This is a genomic window from Mesorhizobium sp. M0052 (assembly GCF_040323255.1).
GTDB lineage: Bacteria > Pseudomonadota > Alphaproteobacteria > Rhizobiales > Rhizobiaceae > Mesorhizobium.
Genome location: NZ_JAMYUS010000033.1, coordinates 1 through 16,846, shown reverse-complemented (window position 1 = coordinate 16,846; position 16,846 = coordinate 1). Strand labels below are relative to the sequence as shown.

Here is a 16,846-nt window from a genome sequence, read left to right as displayed (position 1 = left end):
TTTTTTTGTCTGAGGCGACGATGGCTCCATCGGCCCCGATCGGCAATGGGAGCCGGCGCAACGCGATGATTTCGGGCACGCGCGATGGAATCAGGGCCAACCTGATCCTGGGGGCGGCGGTCACGGTTACGTTAATTGCCGGCGGCGGGCTCTGGCTCGGTCTGACCAAGATTGCTGGCGCGGTAATTGCGCCTGCGACCGTGGTGGTCGAGAGCAACATAAAGAAGGTCCAGCATCTGACGGGCGGCACGATAGGGGGCATCTTCGCGCAAGATGGGGATCATGTACGGGCCGGCGATGTGATGGCACGGTTGGACGACACACTGACACGGGCCAATCTGCAGATAATTAGCAAGGATCTTGATCGGGCAACGGTTCGGCTTGTGCGGCTGGAGGCAGAGCGGCAAGGCCTGTCGGAGATGCAGCTTCCGTTCAGCCTTCAAGCGCGAATGGGCGAGCCGGAGCTGGCTGCGCTGGTGAACGGCGAGCGCACGCTGTTCGACAGCCGCGCTACGGCCCTCAACGGGCAGAAGGCACAGTTGCAAAGCCGCTCAAAGCAACTCGAACGCCAAGTTGAGGGACTCAAGGCGCAACAGACCGCGGAAGAACAATCCGTGGTCCTGCTGGATGGCGATCTTGTCGATGTACAGGCGCTTTTTACAAAGAAGCTGGTGTCCAAAGAGCGACTTAGCAACATCAGACTGGATGCCACCCGGGCGCACGGAGAATCAGGGCGCCTCGCGGCGGCGGTTGCCGAGGCGCAGGCCAGGATCAGCGAGACCGAACTGCAGATACTTCAGCTCGATGAACAAAGGCGTAGTGACGTAACGAGCGAACTTCGTGAAACGGAAGCCAAGCAGACCGAACTCAGCGAGCGCAAGGTTGTGGCGCAGGACGAACTGGCCAAAACCACCATCCGCGCTCCGCAATCGGGAACGGTACAGGAATCTTCCATTCACACGATCGGCGGCGTGATTGCCGCGGGCGAAGTTCTGATGATGATCGTCCCTGACACCGGCAACCTTGTGGTCGACGCGCTGATTGCGCCGTCGCGCATAGATGACGTTCGTCCAGGTCAGCGGGTCTCGATCCGGTTTCCGGCTTTCGACGCCGGTACCACGCCTGCCTGCCAAGGGTCTGTCAAGCGCATCTCGGCGGACCTGATAAAAGATCAACAGCGCCAGCTTTCTTATTTCTCGGCGCGCATCAATGTCGAAGACAAGTCCACATGTCTGACCGATGCCAAAGTGCTCAAACCCGGTATGCCAGCGGAGGTTCACATAAGTACGGACGAACACAGCGTCTGGTCTTATCTGCTGAAGCCACTTACCGACCAGATGTCGAGGGCTTTCCGGCAATGACATGGCGGCTGTGGGCGGTCGACCGCGGGCACACTGCAGGCGTGCTTGCTGACATACTGGCTGGTAGGCGACGTGATGCCGGACAGGGGTGACGCCGGCGGACGACGCGCGAGCTCGTCTGGGACATTGTCCCGGCTACAAGGCCCCAACAGGATTTTCCTGGCCGCCTCACCAAGTCCTGCTCCGACAACAGCGTTAGCGTCCTGTCATCTTTTGCGCAACAAAGAGCGCATACCGTTCCACGATCATCGACAGGGGCAATTGCCTCACGAGGAGAGGTTCTTTGCCCCTACGACGCGGCGAGGGCCCTCCGGCGGACACGGCGTGCGGCATGCACCGTTCGGTCTGCAGTCACCGCTACATTTGCCACGTCAGATGTATGCGGCAAGGCGTTCGCGCTTCCATGCGACCTCTTGTAGGGCAGCAATTCCCTGACCCGAGCATTGACCGAGGCAATTTCGACCCGCAAGTCCTCACATTCCTGCCGTCTCACATCGAGTTCAATCTGATCGGACGCCTGCTGCATGGACAGTTGCGCAAAATCTGCGGTGATCTTGGAAAGGTTCACCTTGTTGGTTTCGGCCTCCTCAGCGAGTGCGGCCAACCTTTCGTCAGTCACCTGTTTTTCCGCCAGGGCGTCGCTCCATTGTAGCTGGAGCCTGGCGATCTCGGCCGCGGCCTCGTTGTTTGCGATTGAGGCGAGTTCGAAGCGCGATTGGAGGCTTTGAACTTCTGAGCGCAATCCTCGGTTCTCAGCCTGGCAGCGTTTAAGCTCGCCATCCATGTCCGCCTGCATAATCCTGGCTGCTTCGGTCACCTCCCATAACTTGGCCTGCGCAACCTCGAGTGAGGTGTGCAATTTGATTGCCTCTTTTTCGCTCTTGCCGAGCGCACTCAGCATTTCGGAATTTCGCGCAGCTTCGTTGGCATGGATCGTCGAGAAGGCATCCAGCCTATGCCGTGCCTCTTCCTCCCGCTTCATGGCCTTTTCCAGGTCAATAGACAGGCTCACATTTTTTTCACGCAGCTGTTTGTTCTCTCGGGAGCGCCTGTCGGCCTCGACATTTGCGGCGGCAAGCATGTTCGTGAGGTCGCCAAATTCCGCTTCGTTCTTTGTGGTGGTGTTCGCCGCTTCGACCAGCTCCAGCCTTGCCGCGGCCAACGCGCCACGGAGCACTTCACACTCCTGAACAAGGCTTGCCTGGCGCTGCTGCAATGTCTCGATGGTGCCTTGACGCTCACAGTACCGTCTGTTCAGGTCATTGAGTGTTTCCGACAAGTTCCTTTGATCTGCGATCAGATTTTGATTCGCCAGCTCCAGTTCGTTCGCACGGAGAATGTCCGCGTGAAGGATGTGAAAAAACTCGAACGTCAGTTGACATGTGCCTGTAATTTCGGAAATTTTTGCGTTGATGTCCTCGAAATGGAGCTTGGCATCGTGGAACAAGCCGTTAAACGAGCTCACGGCAGCAATTCGGCTCTGCGTGTGTGAGGTCAGCCGATGCGCTGGTATCGGCGAGCTATCATCGTCGTCGCCGGCACCGCCCTCACTCCGTACGCTGTCATCCTGTTCGTTGTTGTCGCCTGCCATGTTTGGCACGTCGGCGACATCCTCCAAATCGAGGCACTGGTCGACAGCGTTAGCCAAGTCAGCTTCGAGATCGTCGAACGACCTCTCCACATTGTCCTCGGCGCGTCTGATCAAATCCCTGAACTTCATAACTTCATCCCCTGCAGCCGCATGCCCGGAACCATTGAGGCACGAGGACTGAGATGCTTTTGTATCGAGAGCTCAACTCAGCGTCTTCGTTCAATCAAACGATGCCAGGGCGCCGGCGCCGCGAGGAGCCGAGAGCTGCGATTGGAATGCCCTACATCGGTCTAGGTGCCTGCTGACTTATTCTTGAGGACTGCGCGGCTCCCCTTCTTGCCATCGTCTTGGCGTCAATGGTGTGTTGCCTGGGCACATTAACGCTCAGGTGCAGAAGCCCCGACGAACGGCCCGGCACAGCCTCTTGTGGGGCGCATCAGGCGGCCGGGCCTAACCGGCGGTTGAGTGTTTTGGTTTGCCGGCTGACTCACCATGCGACATTGGCGAGGCAAGCGCATCATTCGAACGAATTGGGAACCGGCCGCCTGGCCGCTCAATCACACTAAGCTTCCGTTGCCGGAGCTGGCGACGAGGTGCTTTGCCTCGAGCCTTGGTATCTACATACGAAGCGGCAATACGCGCCGATTGAGCAGTGGTCCGACCCGTCAAACTATCGCTGCAAAATGCGCGGCGGAAGGCATCCGAGGATATTCTCAGAGCAGCGGTAGGAGATCGAACGCGGGCGATCTTGCTGAATTCCCCAAACAATCCCGGCGGATATGAGTTCGGCAGGGACGATCTGGAAACAATTGCCACATTTGCCGAGCGGCACAATCTATGGATCATCAGCGATGAGGTTTACCGCAGAACAGTGTTCGACGGCGAGTTCCTCTCAATAGCATTCCCGGAATGAGAGAGCGGACGATAATTGTGAACAGCCTGTCGAAGTCTCATGCAATGACCGGCTGGAGGCTAGCGTGGACGCTTGGGCCGGTCTCGGCATCAGTTCATCTGGAAAATCTTGCGCAATGCATGCTCTTCGGATCGCCGACCTGTATTCAGGATGCCGCTGCGGTGACTCTCGATGAGGCGGTGACGCATGCGTTTCTTTTCGGACGCCCTTCTGCCGTTGATGTTGACCATTGCTGTGCGGATGTTCGCCGGGATATGCGTGAACCTTATCGTCCGCTGCGGCGCTCAATTTGCTCGGGGTTCTTGGAACCGTTCCGAACTTTCTCCTTGCGCCTCCGATCGAGTTGCGCGTGCTCATGCGGGGCGCTGAGGTGTCTCGATCCGCAGTGGCGCGGCCATTATGCGACGAAGCCGATCAGCTTAGTTGAAATTTGTCCCCAGCGGACGGGAACGACGCTTGGCCATGTTAGTTGATGTGAATGGAGCAGCTAAGAAAAGATCTGGCATTGCTTACGCGACCGGGCTTCTGGATAGCTTTCGGCATTTTGTTGCTGCTTTACGGGATTCAGGTCTTTTTTCTAATTCGGGCATGCCAATGCCTTTAGCCTGGAACATCGATCCCCCTAGCTGGAACGCGGTCTGTCCATCTCCCGGCGGCTGCGGCGATAGCGTTGATCAACGATATATTCATTTATAAGCCTGCTATTCCCGGGATGCCGAGGTTGGCAGCGCCTGCATCGTTGATTACGCACGTGGCGCTCCCCTCAAGATAGGTGGTTACCATTCTCGCGCTGCCGGTGAGCATTGGAGTCCGCACTGTGTTGGACGTGCGCTCATGCGTCGGGAAATTTCTTATAGACAGGGGAGGGTCTGTCAGGCTGGAAAATCACAAGCTGCCCCGCGAATGAGGAAGCAAAAAAGGTGCAAGACCAGATCGATTTCTTCCGGGCAACTCGGTCCTCGCATCATCGCCGATCAGCGGCCGTACCGTCGAGAACCAAAATGCGCACGATCTCAGCCGGTCGGCTTCGACCAAAACATGCGGACTACCGGACGGGGACAGTCGGTGCCGCGTCCCGTCCTGTGGCCGGCGCTATGCTGACGCTCCTACGGTATCCCGTTCACCGCCCGCGCAGGAGGGCGAATTTCCTCCGTCCTGCGCGGGACAACCGTCCACTGTTGCGGCCGCACTCAGGACTGCGGCTTATACGCCGTTCTTCCTTTGAGCGGCGTCCAGTTCGCAGGGCTAAATCACCATTGGTATGCAGACGAGCCTCTCGGCGTCTGGACAGAGATCAATTGCGCTTTGCACCAGGGTTCCTGGATCGTAAGCTCCAAACACGCTGCAGTCGCCTGATATGGTCCACTACGTTGGCCGGCTCATACGGCTTCGCAAGGTGCGGGCCTTCCTGACAAAGGTCGCCCGCCGCGATCGCAGTTCGTTCTACTGCGGCAGAAAGCACTATTTTGACCTCGGGCTTGTTCTCGCGAACCCACTTCGACAGTTGGAACCCGTTCATGTTGCCCGGCAGGTCAACGTCACACAAGACGGTGTCCACACCGAACTCCGCATAGTTCAACGCTTGTTGCGCCTCACGTGCGAAATGGGCCTCAATCACCCTGTAGCCACAGTGGCGGAGATAGTCCGCGATGACGCATCGGGCGATGACGTCGCCGTCAACCACGAGGATCGTTTGGCTCTGTTGGTTCGGGGCTTCCATTGACGGAGAACGGTCAGCAACCGGCAGGGTTCCACGCATCATGACCTGCGCGGGATGCCGACCGAAGATCGCGGCGAGATCCTGCACGAAATGATCCCTGCCGGCGGGCGCATTCAATTCAGCGGAGCGATGCCGCACTGGTGACGCCGTTTGCCACCTGGTCGACGAGACGGGCTAGAAGGCATGGTCTCGAAGCTCAAGGGCAGTCCATATCGCAGCGGCAAACGAGCGCTTGGCGCAAGATCAAGTGCTTTGAGGAAAAGGAAATGCAAATCATCGGTGCACAGCGCGAGCGCGGCAAAGCTACCCAGGTGATCATGGCTGAAAAGGGCCTCTACAAAGGCGGCGCACTCGTCAACTTCAATGCCGATGAGCGGCAAGCGCTTTGGGATCGTGTCCAGGGCAAGGTTGGCGGCCCGGTCCCGAAGGGACATAAAAAGGAAAAGGCCGAGTGGCTGAAGCCCGGACTGGTTGGCTGGGTCGAGACCCTCAAAGGCGAAGAGAAGCTGCGGCACGCAAGGCTGCTGGATTTCCGGGAGGATGATGCAAATGGCCATGCCTAAGAAAGATCAGGAACGCGCCACCTACGCCTGGATGTACGGCGCCCAAGCGCGCAAGGATGGCAAGGAGCGTGAGGTGCCAGCTTACTGGCAGGAACATGCCGACGCGTGGCTGCAGGGCTTTGACGGTGTGGCGATGGACGGTTTTGGCAAGACCAAGACCGTCAACGACGAGATGGAGGCCGAGGTCGACGAAGCTGCCGTCGAGCGCCCCGACGAATAGCCATTTTGCCGTATGCCGTATGGTCGTTTTTAATTGGAGAAGGGTTTCGTTGGGCCTATAAAGATTGCGTTTACCATTGCCTTTTTAGGGAGAATGCGATGGTTGCAACGCCCATAGAAATCGCTCAAGCCGCTACTGCGACTACGGCCACCTTGCTGAAGTGGCAGAAGTCCATGGAGGAACGCGCCACGTTTCGCCAGAACATGGATCAATCGCGAAGGGCGATTCAAGCCTCACGCGATCTGCTGAAGCGCCTTCGCCAACGTCATCGCGACGACATGGCGGAAAGTTCGGAAAATGCCAACCCGTCTACTGTGCCGATATCGCAACGCGCCGGCAGCTAGCGGGAGGCGACCAGAGCCGATGTGAAGGAGAAAGTTTCAGTGGGCTGTTCCTGGGGTCGGCAACGAAGTTTAAGCCTTGTCAACCAGCGACTTTTTTCGCCCGCGTGGAAGTGCCACATGTCTTTCGACAAGGCGCACGTGCTCGGCCTCGACAGTCACCAATGGCCGGAGGCTGACGGTTACCTTGTCCCCGTCGATGCGTGTGACAGGGCCGATCAATTCCATATGCTGGCCAATCACAGTCTTCCAAGTCGAATCGACAACAGAATGCGGGAAGCCGTAGGAGGGGATCGTCACGCTCATGCGATCGGGCGTCACCCGGCCGCGCACAATCGCCGTGACTGCGACCTCGTCGCCAACTTTGATACTTCCCCGAGCGATGCCCAAGACTTTGGAGCAGCCGGCGCCGGCGTCAAGATGAGGGCGAGCTAATAAAACCCTTCCGCGCCGCGATTGTGACGCGGGGCGATCCGATCGCCGCCAGCGACTTAGCAGACCAATTGACGACGGCGGCCGAGAAGCCTGGCATCCCTGCCGACCAAATCAACGGCGAAATCGAAAGCGTCTTCGAACTGCTCTTAGAGGTGATGCGGCGCGAGAGTTGCGCGAGGAACCAGCCCGGAGGCTTCTCCGGGGCTGTGCCGGTCCTGTCCCGTTCCAGCGGATGAACTGCGCCTTCAGGCCGGTGACCGTCTCAATCGACTTCAACAGGGGTCCATGGGCCTCAGGTAGAGCTTGGCAGTGCTCCCTGTGGTACGCCAGGAGCGGCCCGCCGATGCTCTTGTGTAGCGCTTCGGCTGCCGCCAGGAAGCGCTCGATTTCAGCCCGGGAAAGCTGTTCGGAAGGTTTGTTCTGGCCATTGGCGCTCTCCATTGAGGGCGTCGCCGCAACGAGGACCATAATCCTACATGCCAGGCCGTCTGACAAGCGCCTCGCCGGCCTTACCCGAAGGAAGACGCAGGGCCACGGCGCCAAGCGGAGCCATCAGGAGCAACCCGCAAAGATGAGCAACGGCAGGCCCGGCGACCTCCTTTGGCACATGGGACAAACAAAAAGGGCGCCGAGCCTTACCGGCGCTGCTTTGTGAGGGAGACGACGCCGGATGATGAGAGTATGCGATCATGCTAATGTCTGCGAACCATGCGAATGAAGGAAAGCCGCGTGGCAGTGCCAATCAACGACGTTGAGACCAAGGTCGGCGGGTGCGATCAGGTTCGGACCATGATGACGGGCTGGTGGGCCTGCACATGGTGGTGGCTACCGCGCTACCGCCTTGCTTTGCGCCAGCCGGCGGCCCATGCCTCTGCCTCGCTGCACAGCCAGCGCTCGCTGTACTGAAACTGATCGTCGTTTTCCAGTAATGCTCCTGCCCTGGAACGTGATAAATCGCTCATCGGTACTGGTGGAAATGTTGCCCTTGATATCGCAGCTCCCCGCGCCGGCCGTGCGGGTGCCACTCAGCCAGCCAGCTGGGATGAGCCGGTCAGGGAACCATCACCAGCGCCGGCAGATATTGCCGTCGCCACATCCACCGCCCCTTTGCGTTCTTGCGCCAGCGGTCGGCCTGATCCGCACCTTGATGACGCTGGACTTTGCCCACGCCCTCTGCCCCGAGTGCAGAATGCTTCCAAAGCGGTAGCGAATCCAGACCGGAACATTAGCGCCGTCTAACGGTCATTTCGGCAGTGTTCCGAACCGTGATTGGTAGAGCGTTGGTGGCGTTTCATCTTGTCTATTTTTCCGGCCTGACGGCAGACCAGCTGCTAGGCAGCGCCGTTTCTATGATAGTGTGTTTGCTGCTTTATCACGGTCTAGCTACGGACCCTTAACTGATGGTCCACTTCCCGGCTACCCGGCAATCGAAGGTCGCGCGACGTTCCCGACTTTTTCAGCATGATGAGAAGCGCCTCTAGGATTTGTTGTGCGCCCGTAGCCAGTGCCCATGCATTCGCGACGATCTCTTGCTCACGCTCTGTCATCCCGCCCTCCTAAAATATGTGGTCGGCGCGTGCTTTAGAAAGCTTCGCCCCAGCAGGGGCGTGCTTGACGATTTCGGCGAACAGAAAAAGTCGCCGGCTCCGCCCGACCAGGCCGGGATGGTCGTTGGGAAATTTGTTGACGGCGCTCGTGTTCACCTCACGTCCAACGCGGTTGAACTGCAGCTGACCGTCGAAGTCGTGGCTGAGAATGTCCTTGAGGCTGGTCCTTTGGTCCCCGGGTCCAGCCAGGCGTCATAGTATGCCTGGTAGAGAATGAGAGGCTGTTGATCATGTGATGATGGTGCAGCTGGTTATGTCGAGATTGGAATTGTAAGCCCAAAGCCCGGCGAACGAGAAAGGCGCGTGGCCTGGCTGGGGCAAAGCGCGCAGCTGAATGACCGGAAGCTGCAGACGGACGATTGGTCACCCTTCTCTACGAGCAATCCGGCCTGCTCGGAGTGTCAGGGATATCCGGTGGTACGCGGACGCTAATCGACTCCGATGATCCTCTTGCCGCCGAAGCAGTCGATCTCTTCGTCTATCGTATCGCACGCGAGATCGGGTCGCTGGCCGCTGCGATAGGCGGACTGGACACGCTGGTGTTCAAGGCAGGCATACGCCAAAACGCGCCATATATTCGAGAGAGGGCCGGGGCTGTGGCCGGCTGGCTTGCGGTTAATATCGACCACAAGCTGAATGGGCGAGGCGACGAGGTCATCAGCCTTGCTGGTTCCGACGTCGACGCGCTTGTGATCCCCACCGATGAAGAGAGAGCCGTGGGGATCCAGCTGCTATCTGTGTGCCTCAAGCTTTGTCGCTCGTGCCCTGAGCGCCGAACCTGATGCTACTCGCGCGGCGGGTGTCTCGGCCTGTCAGGAGTTCGGCGGCAGGAGCATGGTCCCATAGCCGGCCATCAAGGCGATCAAGGTTGCTGCAACCAGCGGCAACCAGAACTTGATCGGTCCGGCAAATGCTGCCAGCGATGCGCGGCGATGCCGTCAGCACCGTCAGGAACCAGACCTCCCACGGGTTGAAACCGCCCCATGGGTCAATCGTCCGGTTTGGCAACAAGGGCCAAGATGATCGCTGCCGCAGCCGTGCGGCAAGACATTTGCGGCGGTGTTCCTCCGGCAACGACTTGTTTCAGCTAGTTGTGGAGGTGCGACAATTGAAATCCGGGCTGGCGTTCGACGCCGGATAACAGCGATTCCGCCGATCGGAACATGTCCTCGAATTCCAACTCGTTTTCAAACACCACGCCGCCGACGCTGATGGTCAGCGTGTCCGCGGTTCCTTTTGGCGCGAAATAGGCTTGGGCCACGCGCGCCCGGATACGGTCGCCGATCTCCCTGGCGTCGTCTTCTGTCGCACCGGGCAGAAAGACCCCGAACATGGAGGTTCCGATCCGGCCCACCAGATCTTCCTTGCGTACCGATGACTGGATGGTCGAGGCTATGAGCCGCAAGGCTTCGTCACCCCAGCCAAGGCCGAAGCGCAGATTGATGGACCTGATGTGTTCGGGATGAATGACCAGGAAGGCGCCAGATCTTGGACCAGACGATTCCGGCCTGGTTGCTCTCCTTTCGACCATCGACGTGAAGACTGTCCGGTTGAGGCAGCCTGTCAGGCTGTCAAAGGTCGCCGACTTGTTGAGTTCTCTTCGATAACGGACGAGCTCGGTCCGCTGCAGGCCAATGAACAGCAAAAGCGGGCCACCGACGATGACCGGCAACAGGATCGCTGTGACCATGCTGCGGCCGAACGGCGTCAAGGCTTCCGAGAACAGAAGCAGATAATTTAGGCCAACCGAGAGGAGCAGAATTCCCGCCGATCCCAGGGCAGTCAGCCATGCGATATCTTTCCATTGCCGGGGCGAGCTATTCGCCATTGGTGTCATCATTAGCCAATCTCCCGCCTGATCGGCTGTCATAAGGCCAAGGTGCTGCACTTTCAGTTTCGAGGAAACATACAATTTTAGTAATGGCGCAATCACCTACCATCGGCCCGAAATCAGGCCTTCAAAAGCAAGGCTACGGCGGTAAAAGCGACGACACCGAATTATCGGCTATTGCGGCGGGCCGAATATCCCCATCTGCGCGTCTCTGGCCACTGCCTCCGCCTTGCCATAGATGCCACTCGCCAAGGCCGTCGCCCAGCCATTGGAAACAAGCCACGCGCCGACATCCTGCTTGCCCAAGCTGCACGGTGCCGCAATGGCAAAACGATCGATTTCCGGCGGCACGACGCATTTCAGCGCCCGGCCGCGCAGCCAGGAATTGAACGTCGCGCGCGCACGCTGGCCGCAAGGCCAGGCGATGCCACGAAAGGAACAGGTCTCATCCAGGTCAATGCCTTGGATCCCGCTGATGGCTACCTTGCGCCCCATGGATTCGAAGGTTGCCGACGAGGTGGCAACCGGTTGGAAAAGCAAGACCTCTGGCCAATCCTTTGGCATTCGCATCCCTGCAGGCGCGGCCAGACCAAGGTCGCTGAGCGGCGGGCGCGGCTCGACCCGTTCGATTTGCGCCGGATCAAGCTGTGGCGGCGCGATAAGGTCCTGAGCAATCTTGCGTGCCCGTCCTCGCCATGGCGTATTGGCGGCGCTCGGAGGTGGTCGCATTGCCTGGCTATGATCGATGGATTGACGTGGCGCCGGCCGATTGTTCGGAAGCAGATCTGCGGCCCGGATGATCAACAAGACCCCTGCCAGGAGGAGCAGGCTTCCGAGCGCTATCAAGCGATTGTGCCTCAGCCAGCCCATCAACTCAAGCAAGGTTCCTTGCCCCTCAATACCCCGATGTCGATTTGGCGACCAGCTTGAGTGCACCTTTTCGAACCTGGTAGAAGGGCATGGATCGCTCACTGGAGCCATCCGCCCGAAACCGGAACAGGCCGGTCGATCCGCGAAATCCGCTCCGATTTTCGAGCACCTGCTTGCTGAAGCCGTCAGGCCCGGCCGAACTTGCAATTCCTGCTGTCAGGGCGACCATATCATAGGCGTAGGCGACATTGGCGTCGGCTGGATAATTGTAGGTCGTCTTGAAGCGGTCGGCGATCGGGCCGGTTTCGGTTGGGTCGAGCGTGGCGATGTAGGAGCTCTCAAACAGCGGCTCCATCGGATGTTCCAGCCAGCGGTTGGTTCCAATGACGGCGACTGCTTTTCCAGGAATGCCTTTCGTTTTGAGCGCCGCAAGGATCTGCGCCGGATTGTCGTCGCCGCTGGCGATGATGATGGCATCGGGAGCCTCGACCAGCGAGCCCATATCATTGACCACTTTGGTGCCGCCATCGCCGGCCGGATACGGAATGGTGACGGCGAGCGTCGCGCCATAGATGCTGAGGCTGTTGGCGACCCGCTTTTCAACCGCGCCGGCATTCGCTCCTGCCGCGACGAGCAACACGAACTTCTTGCTGCCTTTGGCCGCCAGGCCGGCTGCGCCCGCGGCCGCGCTGTCGGCCTCGTTGAGGCGCACCGCATAGACGCCCGGGCCGCCGGCGAAATTGTCGGCCAGCGCCAGCACCGGCGGTCGCTTCGATCCCGAGAGCTTGGCTATGTGCTGCGCGGCCGCGAGTTCGACCGGGCCGATGACGATCTTAGTTCCAGTGGTGATCGCCTTCACAGCCAATTCGCTGGCGTGCGCGCTGTCGCCCTTGGTGTCCTCGACCGTGACCGTGAGCAGGACATTTCCAAGGTCGGCCATCGCCAGCTTGGTCGCATCGAGCATCTTCCTGCCGTTTTCGCCGGCGTTGCCCGGGGCCGACAAAGGCAGCAGCATCGTGACCTTCGTCGATCCCGTGCCGAGCGATTGCGTCGCCTGGGCGGGACCGGCAACAGCGCCGGCGGCCGGCGCCCCGGGTGCGGCGATCGCCGCCGGGTCGAGCGCGTCCGAGACGCTGCCCTTCGACTGGCAGCCCGACACTATGCCCGCGAACGCAAAGACGATCGCCCACGTCCACGAACCGTGTCGCTGCCGGCCAGAATCCATGATGCCTCCCTCATATCCCGCCGGGTATTTGTCCCGGTCTCATCCGTTCATCTTACGGCAGACTTGCCTCGCCGTCTTTGCAATTGCTGGATTATGGCTCAGCCGTCGAAAAGTCTTGCCCGGAGCGCCTTGATCATTCTGGCTTGCCCGGCGCTTCGATAGTCCGTGCATTTCATGTATCGCGGGCCCGGCACGAACAGCCGGCGCACACAAATCCGCCTCGCCGGGGCAGGGGCACGATCGTCTCCTGCTGTCGGGAATGCGGAGAATCCGAACGTCGCCACCGGCAATGGCCCGGCCACCGCAAAACCTTCTCTCGCCAGGATTGCACGCGCACGCCGGCAGTAGCGGACCGAAAGTTCGGAGAACCGGGTTTCACCGTGCCCGGCACGATACTTCATGACGGTGGTGCAGAGATCGCCTGCGGCAAGGCTGTTTGCCTGCGCCAGATATCTGACGCCGAGCGCGATGTTGGTCGCCGGCGCGCCAAGCTCGTCGAGCGAGCCGCGAAAGCCGAGCATTCGCGCCGTTCCCGGCATCACCTGCATCAACCCGACCTCACCATCGGCGCCGCGCACATCGGGATCGAATTCGCTTTCGATCTCCATTACCGCGTGCGCCAGCACCGGTTCCAAGCCGTAGAGCGATGCCTGGCATGTCGCAAAGGCCTTGAATGTCGCGCGCGTCCATTCGGAGGCGGCGTCGCAGCGAACCGGCCGCGTCAAGCCGGACGGAGCTTGCTGCTCGAGGGCAGGTCGTTCCAGCCAGTTGGCACGGGCTTCAGGGGCAAAAACGGCCAGTGCGATCGCTCCGGCAATCGCTCTCGACAATCTTCCACGGGCGATCATCGTCAGCCTGTCGGCGCGACTTGATCCCTTTCGGTCAGTTCATGTACTCGACCATGCGGTCGTGGAAGCACTCGCACTTGTTGAGCGTGTCCTCGTCCTTGTAGTTCGTCTTGAGGTAGCCATAGGCCATGCCGCAGGCGACCTTGGCTTCCGACGCCCAGACGAAGGCGGGGCGGGACGAATTGATCCATTCCGAGCTGTTGGCGACGGCCACCGACTCGTCCATCAGCTTGACCACCTGGACCTTGAGATCGACGATGTTGTCGTTCAACACCAGGTTCGATGTGCCGACGGTCCGGCAATAGTCGGCCACCGGCCCGTCGATGATGTCGGCGGCATAGCCAGTCGATCCAGCCAACAGCAGCGCCGCGGCCGAAGCCAGCAATCTTGCACAACGCTTCATTTAAGTCCCTCTCCAAACTGGGGTTTTATTGTTTCGCTAATATGTAGCATGAGAGTACGGCCACGCATAAGTGCTAAATCGTGGCCGTGTGCTGTTGATGTTGTGTGTCGTCGTAGAGGATGTTGATCGTGCCGGTGGCAGGCGCATTCTGCAGAACGGCGACATCCACGAAGTTGGCCGCGTTGCCCGAGCCGCTGGTATCGACGCTCACGGTGCTGGTCGCGGTGTCGTAATGCACATAGTCGGCCATGTTGCCGGCCGGCGCCTTGTCGAACAACGCGCTCAAGTCGATCTTGTCCCCTTCACCGGCATGGTAGTCGGCGATCAGATCCTTGATGTTTAGATTGTCGATCTTGAACGTGTCGGCTCCCGAAGTGCCGGCGATGTCCGCCGACGGCTGCGTCGGGGCAACCAGCGAAGTATTGAGTTCCACCTCGATGTAGTTGCCGCTCGTGCCGTCGGCCATCTGGAAAGTGCCATTGTCGGTCACAGTCTGCCCGTCGATCTCGCCAACAGCCGGTTGCGCTGCGGTACTGATGGAGACAATACCGTTGTCGGCGAGGTGCGACAATTCCCCGGCGTCGCTGATGCCGTTGGCATTGGCGTCCTGCCAGATCAGCAAGCTGTCGAATGCCGCGTCGTTGTGGTCGATGAGGCCGTCATGGTTGCTGTCGAGCGAGGCAAGTGCTGCCGCCCCGCTGGCGAAGTTGCCACCGCCGAAGCTCGGCGTGAACAGTTCGGTGCCGTCGTCGATCTTGCCGTCATGGTTGAGGTCCACCGCCAGCATGCCATCATGGGATGTGTTCCAGGCGAGCTGTTCCTTGGCGCCATCGCCATTCATATCGAACTGGACGCCGTGGCCGACATCGGAGAAGGCAAAGCCGTCGTGGTTCAGGTCGAGGATGATGGGATCGATCGACCCTGTGATCAGGGTGTTCAGGTCCGCTATCGTGACCCCCTGGAGATCGACGAGGGTTCCCACGCCGGCACCTGCACCGGTCTGGGTGTAGACAAATGTATGGCTCACTGCCGCTATCGTTGCCGTGAAGGCGAGCGTCGCCCCCGCGTTTCCGATATCCGTTATCGTCAGATACTGGACAACCGCGGCCAGGCTTGCGGTGGATGTGACCGCCAGTGGCTGGGTAAAGGAGTCGGTCCCGAAGAAGCTGGCAATACCGTTCGTGAGCGAATGGGACTGAACCGTGTCCCCGCCGATCGTCAAGGTGGAGTCCCCGCCATTGACGTTGCCGCCGGTCGCGGCCACCAGTGTCCCGGGCAGGCTCAATTTGTCGGTGCCGGCGACGAAGTCCGTAATAATGTCGTAGCCGGAGATCGTGCCGGCGTTGCCCGCTCCGCCTATGACAGGCGTCGAGTCACCGGCCCCGATCACGAAGGTGTCGGCACCGATGCCACCGGTCATCGTGTCTTTGCCGGCGCCGCCAACGAGAATGTCATTGCCGTCGCCGCCATTGAGGGTGTCGTCACCCGAGCCGCCAATGAGCAAATCGTTTCCACCGGCACCGTTCAGGGTGTCGTTCCCGTCCAACCCAGCCAGTACGTTCGCCGAGCCATTCCCGGTAAGCGAATCCCCAAAGTTGGAACCGATGATGTTGTCCACTCCCGCGCCGGCGGTTTCAGTCACCAAAGAGCCGGAACTTGAATGATCCGCGGTCGCGCTACCTGACGAAAGCAGATCGACGACCAGAGGACTGGTAGAAGTATCACCGTCTGCATCCTTCAATAGGAGTTCGAAGTTGAGTTCGACTGACGGGACGTTTGTGACGGAGGTGACGAATGCAAATGCGCCAATGTCGAAAGACTCGCCATCGAGGCTGGGGGTTGCACCGTTGATGGAACGGGCATTCTCGATTTCAACCCTGTCATATCCGGTCCCGGACGCCGTGACGAGAACGGTGTCGTTGAGGTCGAGACCTGTGACCAGGTAACCGCCATTTCCGTCCGTCGTCAGCAGAGCGAGATTCAAACTCACGCCGTTCACCTTGATATCGGTGATCGTGTTGAGCTGCGCGTCGTTCGCTAGCGCGGCGGAGTCGTTCGCAGTGTTGGGGTCATCGCCCGCATTGTAGATGCGCACCCAGGTCTCGATGGAGTCCGCCGGGGGACTACCGTTCACCTGGACAATGGCGAACTGGAAACTATTGACGTTGTAGTGCGTCGTGTAACCATACGAATTGTTGTTTCCGGAGGTAATCGTCGCACTGTTGACGAAATCAATCCGCAGGTTGTCTCCGTCATTCATCGAGTTGTTGGCGACGCCGATACCAGTCGTACTTGCCGAGACCGACGATCCCGATGCAGCGTTGCTGGTGCCATTCGCCAGGCGCTCGAAGCCGGAGAACAACAAGTCCTGAGTGGTACCGGCCACGTCCAGCGCCTTGAATTGCTGTGTGTTAGAGCCAAGCGCGGAAAAATTGTCGATGTGGGTCTGCTGCGTGGCGCCAATCGCGGCGAACACTTCAACTTGGTAATGGTCGGCGCTGGACGCCGCGCTTCCGTCTGGTTGCAGTGTTATCTGGAAGATCTCGGTTCCGGTGCCCAGACCGCCTGTCCACCCTTGCAGCTGCATTGGGGTGGCAGGATTGGAGTCGTGGTCGACAAGGAACAGCTGGATGGGCTGACCTCCCGATGTCAGATTGACCGAACTCCCATTTATGATGCCGGTGGCCAGCTGGCCGTTTGTGATGTTGGAGAAACTGATCGCGCCAAGCTGGTCAGCGCCGACATTGTTGTCGATGTTGGCATCCGCATCCAGATCGAATGTCGCCGTGCTGCCGGCGACGTTGACGAGGACTGCCCTCTCGGGAGATAGCATCGTCGGCACATCGTCGACGACGTGCACCACCAGATTGTCGCTTGCCGTGGTGCCGCCGACGCCGTTGACGGTCAGCGCGACGCTG

General features: G+C 59.7%; 17 protein-coding genes and 1 pseudogene. 9 read left to right on the top strand and 9 right to left on the bottom strand.

Features of this window, described 5'->3' with window-relative positions; genetic code table 11:
* The first annotated feature begins 65 nt into the window (after positions 1 to 65).
* Positions 66 to 1,361 (top strand): HlyD family type I secretion periplasmic adaptor subunit, encoded by a 1,296-nt coding sequence (locus NKJ77_RS29865; protein ID WP_348528062.1) that lies wholly within the window; start codon positions 66 to 68, stop codon positions 1,359 to 1,361.
* Between the two features lie 289 nt (positions 1,362 to 1,650).
* Here NKJ77_RS29865 and NKJ77_RS29860 read toward each other — a convergent pair whose 3' ends face one another.
* Entirely contained in the window at positions 1,651 to 3,081 is a 1,431-nt protein-coding gene (locus NKJ77_RS29860) for a coiled-coil domain-containing protein (protein WP_023830914.1), read from the bottom strand.
* A gap of 523 nt (positions 3,082 to 3,604) precedes the next feature.
* Here NKJ77_RS29860 and NKJ77_RS29855 point away from each other — a divergent pair.
* Together NKJ77_RS29855 and NKJ77_RS29850 are read left to right on the top strand one after the other, a co-directional pair.
* Positions 3,605 to 3,865: an aminotransferase class I/II-fold pyridoxal phosphate-dependent enzyme gene (locus NKJ77_RS29855; protein ID WP_081732334.1), complete on the top strand. Its 261-nt coding sequence runs from the start codon at positions 3,605 to 3,607 to the stop codon at positions 3,863 to 3,865.
* Positions 3,862 to 4,338 (top strand): aminotransferase class I/II-fold pyridoxal phosphate-dependent enzyme, encoded by a 477-nt coding sequence (locus tag NKJ77_RS29850; protein ID WP_155923931.1) that lies wholly within the window; start codon positions 3,862 to 3,864, stop codon positions 4,336 to 4,338. The genes NKJ77_RS29855 and NKJ77_RS29850 overlap by 4 nt, the downstream gene beginning before the upstream one ends.
* 821 nt (positions 4,339 to 5,159) lie before the next feature.
* On the opposite strand, the gene NKJ77_RS29845 is transcribed toward NKJ77_RS29850, so the two are convergent.
* Complete coding sequence (locus NKJ77_RS29845) at positions 5,160 to 5,672, bottom strand: response regulator (RefSeq protein WP_023753040.1); 513 nt, start codon at positions 5,670 to 5,672, stop codon at positions 5,160 to 5,162.
* A gap of 53 nt (positions 5,673 to 5,725) precedes the next feature.
* On the opposite strand from NKJ77_RS29845, the gene NKJ77_RS29840 reads away from it, so the two are divergent.
* From NKJ77_RS29840 to NKJ77_RS29820, 5 genes are all read left to right on the top strand, one after another.
* Complete coding sequence (locus NKJ77_RS29840) at positions 5,726 to 6,148, top strand: hypothetical protein (protein ID WP_245263538.1); 423 nt, start codon at positions 5,726 to 5,728, stop codon at positions 6,146 to 6,148.
* On the top strand, positions 6,141 to 6,368 hold the full coding sequence (locus NKJ77_RS29835; protein WP_245263537.1) for a hypothetical protein: 228 nt from the start codon (positions 6,141 to 6,143) through the stop codon (positions 6,366 to 6,368). Before NKJ77_RS29840 ends, NKJ77_RS29835 begins: the two co-directional genes overlap by 8 nt.
* A 98-nt stretch (positions 6,369 to 6,466) precedes the next feature.
* Positions 6,467 to 6,712, top strand: coding sequence for a hypothetical protein (locus NKJ77_RS29830; RefSeq protein WP_023670916.1), 246 nt, complete (start codon positions 6,467 to 6,469; stop codon positions 6,710 to 6,712).
* 117 nt (positions 6,713 to 6,829) lie between these two features.
* The gene (locus NKJ77_RS29825) at positions 6,830 to 7,144 is read left to right on the top strand and encodes a hypothetical protein (RefSeq protein ID WP_155923930.1); all 315 of its coding nucleotides are present in this window, start codon (positions 6,830 to 6,832) and stop codon (positions 7,142 to 7,144) included.
* 729 nt (positions 7,145 to 7,873) lie between these two features.
* Complete coding sequence (locus NKJ77_RS29820) at positions 7,874 to 8,050, top strand: hypothetical protein (protein ID WP_155929682.1); 177 nt, start codon at positions 7,874 to 7,876, stop codon at positions 8,048 to 8,050.
* Here NKJ77_RS29820 and NKJ77_RS29815 read toward each other — a convergent pair.
* Positions 7,978 to 8,312: pseudogene (locus tag NKJ77_RS29815) on the bottom strand (sunset domain-containing protein). The gene NKJ77_RS29820 and the pseudogene NKJ77_RS29815 overlap by 73 nt on opposite strands.
* 798 nt (positions 8,313 to 9,110) lie before the next feature.
* Between NKJ77_RS29815 and NKJ77_RS29810 the strand changes: the two are divergent.
* A complete protein-coding gene (locus NKJ77_RS29810) occupies positions 9,111 to 9,533 on the top strand; it encodes an acetate/propionate family kinase (protein WP_023830908.1) in 423 nt (140 codons plus the stop codon).
* 305 nt (positions 9,534 to 9,838) lie between these two features.
* Here NKJ77_RS29810 and NKJ77_RS29805 read toward each other — a convergent pair whose 3' ends face one another.
* The 6 genes from NKJ77_RS29805 to NKJ77_RS29780 all read right to left on the bottom strand — a co-directional run.
* Positions 9,839 to 10,591 (bottom strand): GGDEF domain-containing protein, encoded by a 753-nt coding sequence (locus NKJ77_RS29805; RefSeq protein WP_023729554.1) that lies wholly within the window; start codon positions 10,589 to 10,591, stop codon positions 9,839 to 9,841.
* A gap of 165 nt (positions 10,592 to 10,756) precedes the next feature.
* Complete coding sequence (locus NKJ77_RS29800) at positions 10,757 to 11,464, bottom strand: thermonuclease family protein (protein WP_352536207.1); 708 nt, start codon at positions 11,462 to 11,464, stop codon at positions 10,757 to 10,759.
* Between the two features lie 13 nt (positions 11,465 to 11,477).
* Positions 11,478 to 12,677, bottom strand: a complete 1,200-nt coding sequence (locus NKJ77_RS29795) for an ABC transporter substrate-binding protein (protein ID WP_023830906.1) — start codon at positions 12,675 to 12,677, stop codon at positions 11,478 to 11,480.
* Positions 12,678 to 12,775: 98 nt separating this feature from the next.
* Positions 12,776 to 13,402 carry a lytic transglycosylase domain-containing protein gene (locus NKJ77_RS29790; RefSeq protein WP_502902135.1) on the bottom strand — a complete coding sequence of 209 codons (627 nt, stop codon included), beginning with the start codon at positions 13,400 to 13,402 and terminating at the stop codon, positions 12,776 to 12,778.
* Between the two features lie 157 nt (positions 13,403 to 13,559).
* Positions 13,560 to 13,928: a hypothetical protein gene (locus NKJ77_RS29785; RefSeq protein ID WP_023830904.1), complete on the bottom strand. Its 369-nt coding sequence runs from the start codon at positions 13,926 to 13,928 to the stop codon at positions 13,560 to 13,562.
* Positions 13,929 to 14,001: 73 nt separating this feature from the next.
* A partial coding sequence (locus NKJ77_RS29780; RefSeq protein ID WP_352536206.1) for an SPM autocatalytic domain-containing protein occupies positions 14,002 to 16,846 on the bottom strand: 2,845 nt, incomplete at its 5' end.

Coding starts and splice junctions, on each gene's coding strand:
- NKJ77_RS29850 (WP_155923931.1), top strand. CDS start 3,862: ATGAGAGAGCGGACGATAATTGTGAACAGCCTGTCGAAGTCTCATGCA.
- NKJ77_RS29830 (WP_023670916.1), top strand. CDS start 6,467: ATGGTTGCAACGCCCATAGAAATCGCTCAAGCCGCTACTGCGACTACG.
- NKJ77_RS29825 (WP_155923930.1), top strand. CDS start 6,830: ATGTCTTTCGACAAGGCGCACGTGCTCGGCCTCGACAGTCACCAATGG.
- NKJ77_RS29805 (WP_023729554.1), bottom strand. CDS start 10,591: ATGATGACACCAATGGCGAATAGCTCGCCCCGGCAATGGAAAGATATC.
- NKJ77_RS29860 (WP_023830914.1), bottom strand. CDS start 3,081: ATGAAGTTCAGGGATTTGATCAGACGCGCCGAGGACAATGTGGAGAGG.
- NKJ77_RS29865 (WP_348528062.1), top strand. CDS start 66: ATGATTTCGGGCACGCGCGATGGAATCAGGGCCAACCTGATCCTGGGG.
- NKJ77_RS29835 (WP_245263537.1), top strand. CDS start 6,141: ATGCCTAAGAAAGATCAGGAACGCGCCACCTACGCCTGGATGTACGGC.
- NKJ77_RS29785 (WP_023830904.1), bottom strand. CDS start 13,928: ATGAAGCGTTGTGCAAGATTGCTGGCTTCGGCCGCGGCGCTGCTGTTG.
- NKJ77_RS29795 (WP_023830906.1), bottom strand. CDS start 12,677: ATGGATTCTGGCCGGCAGCGACACGGTTCGTGGACGTGGGCGATCGTC.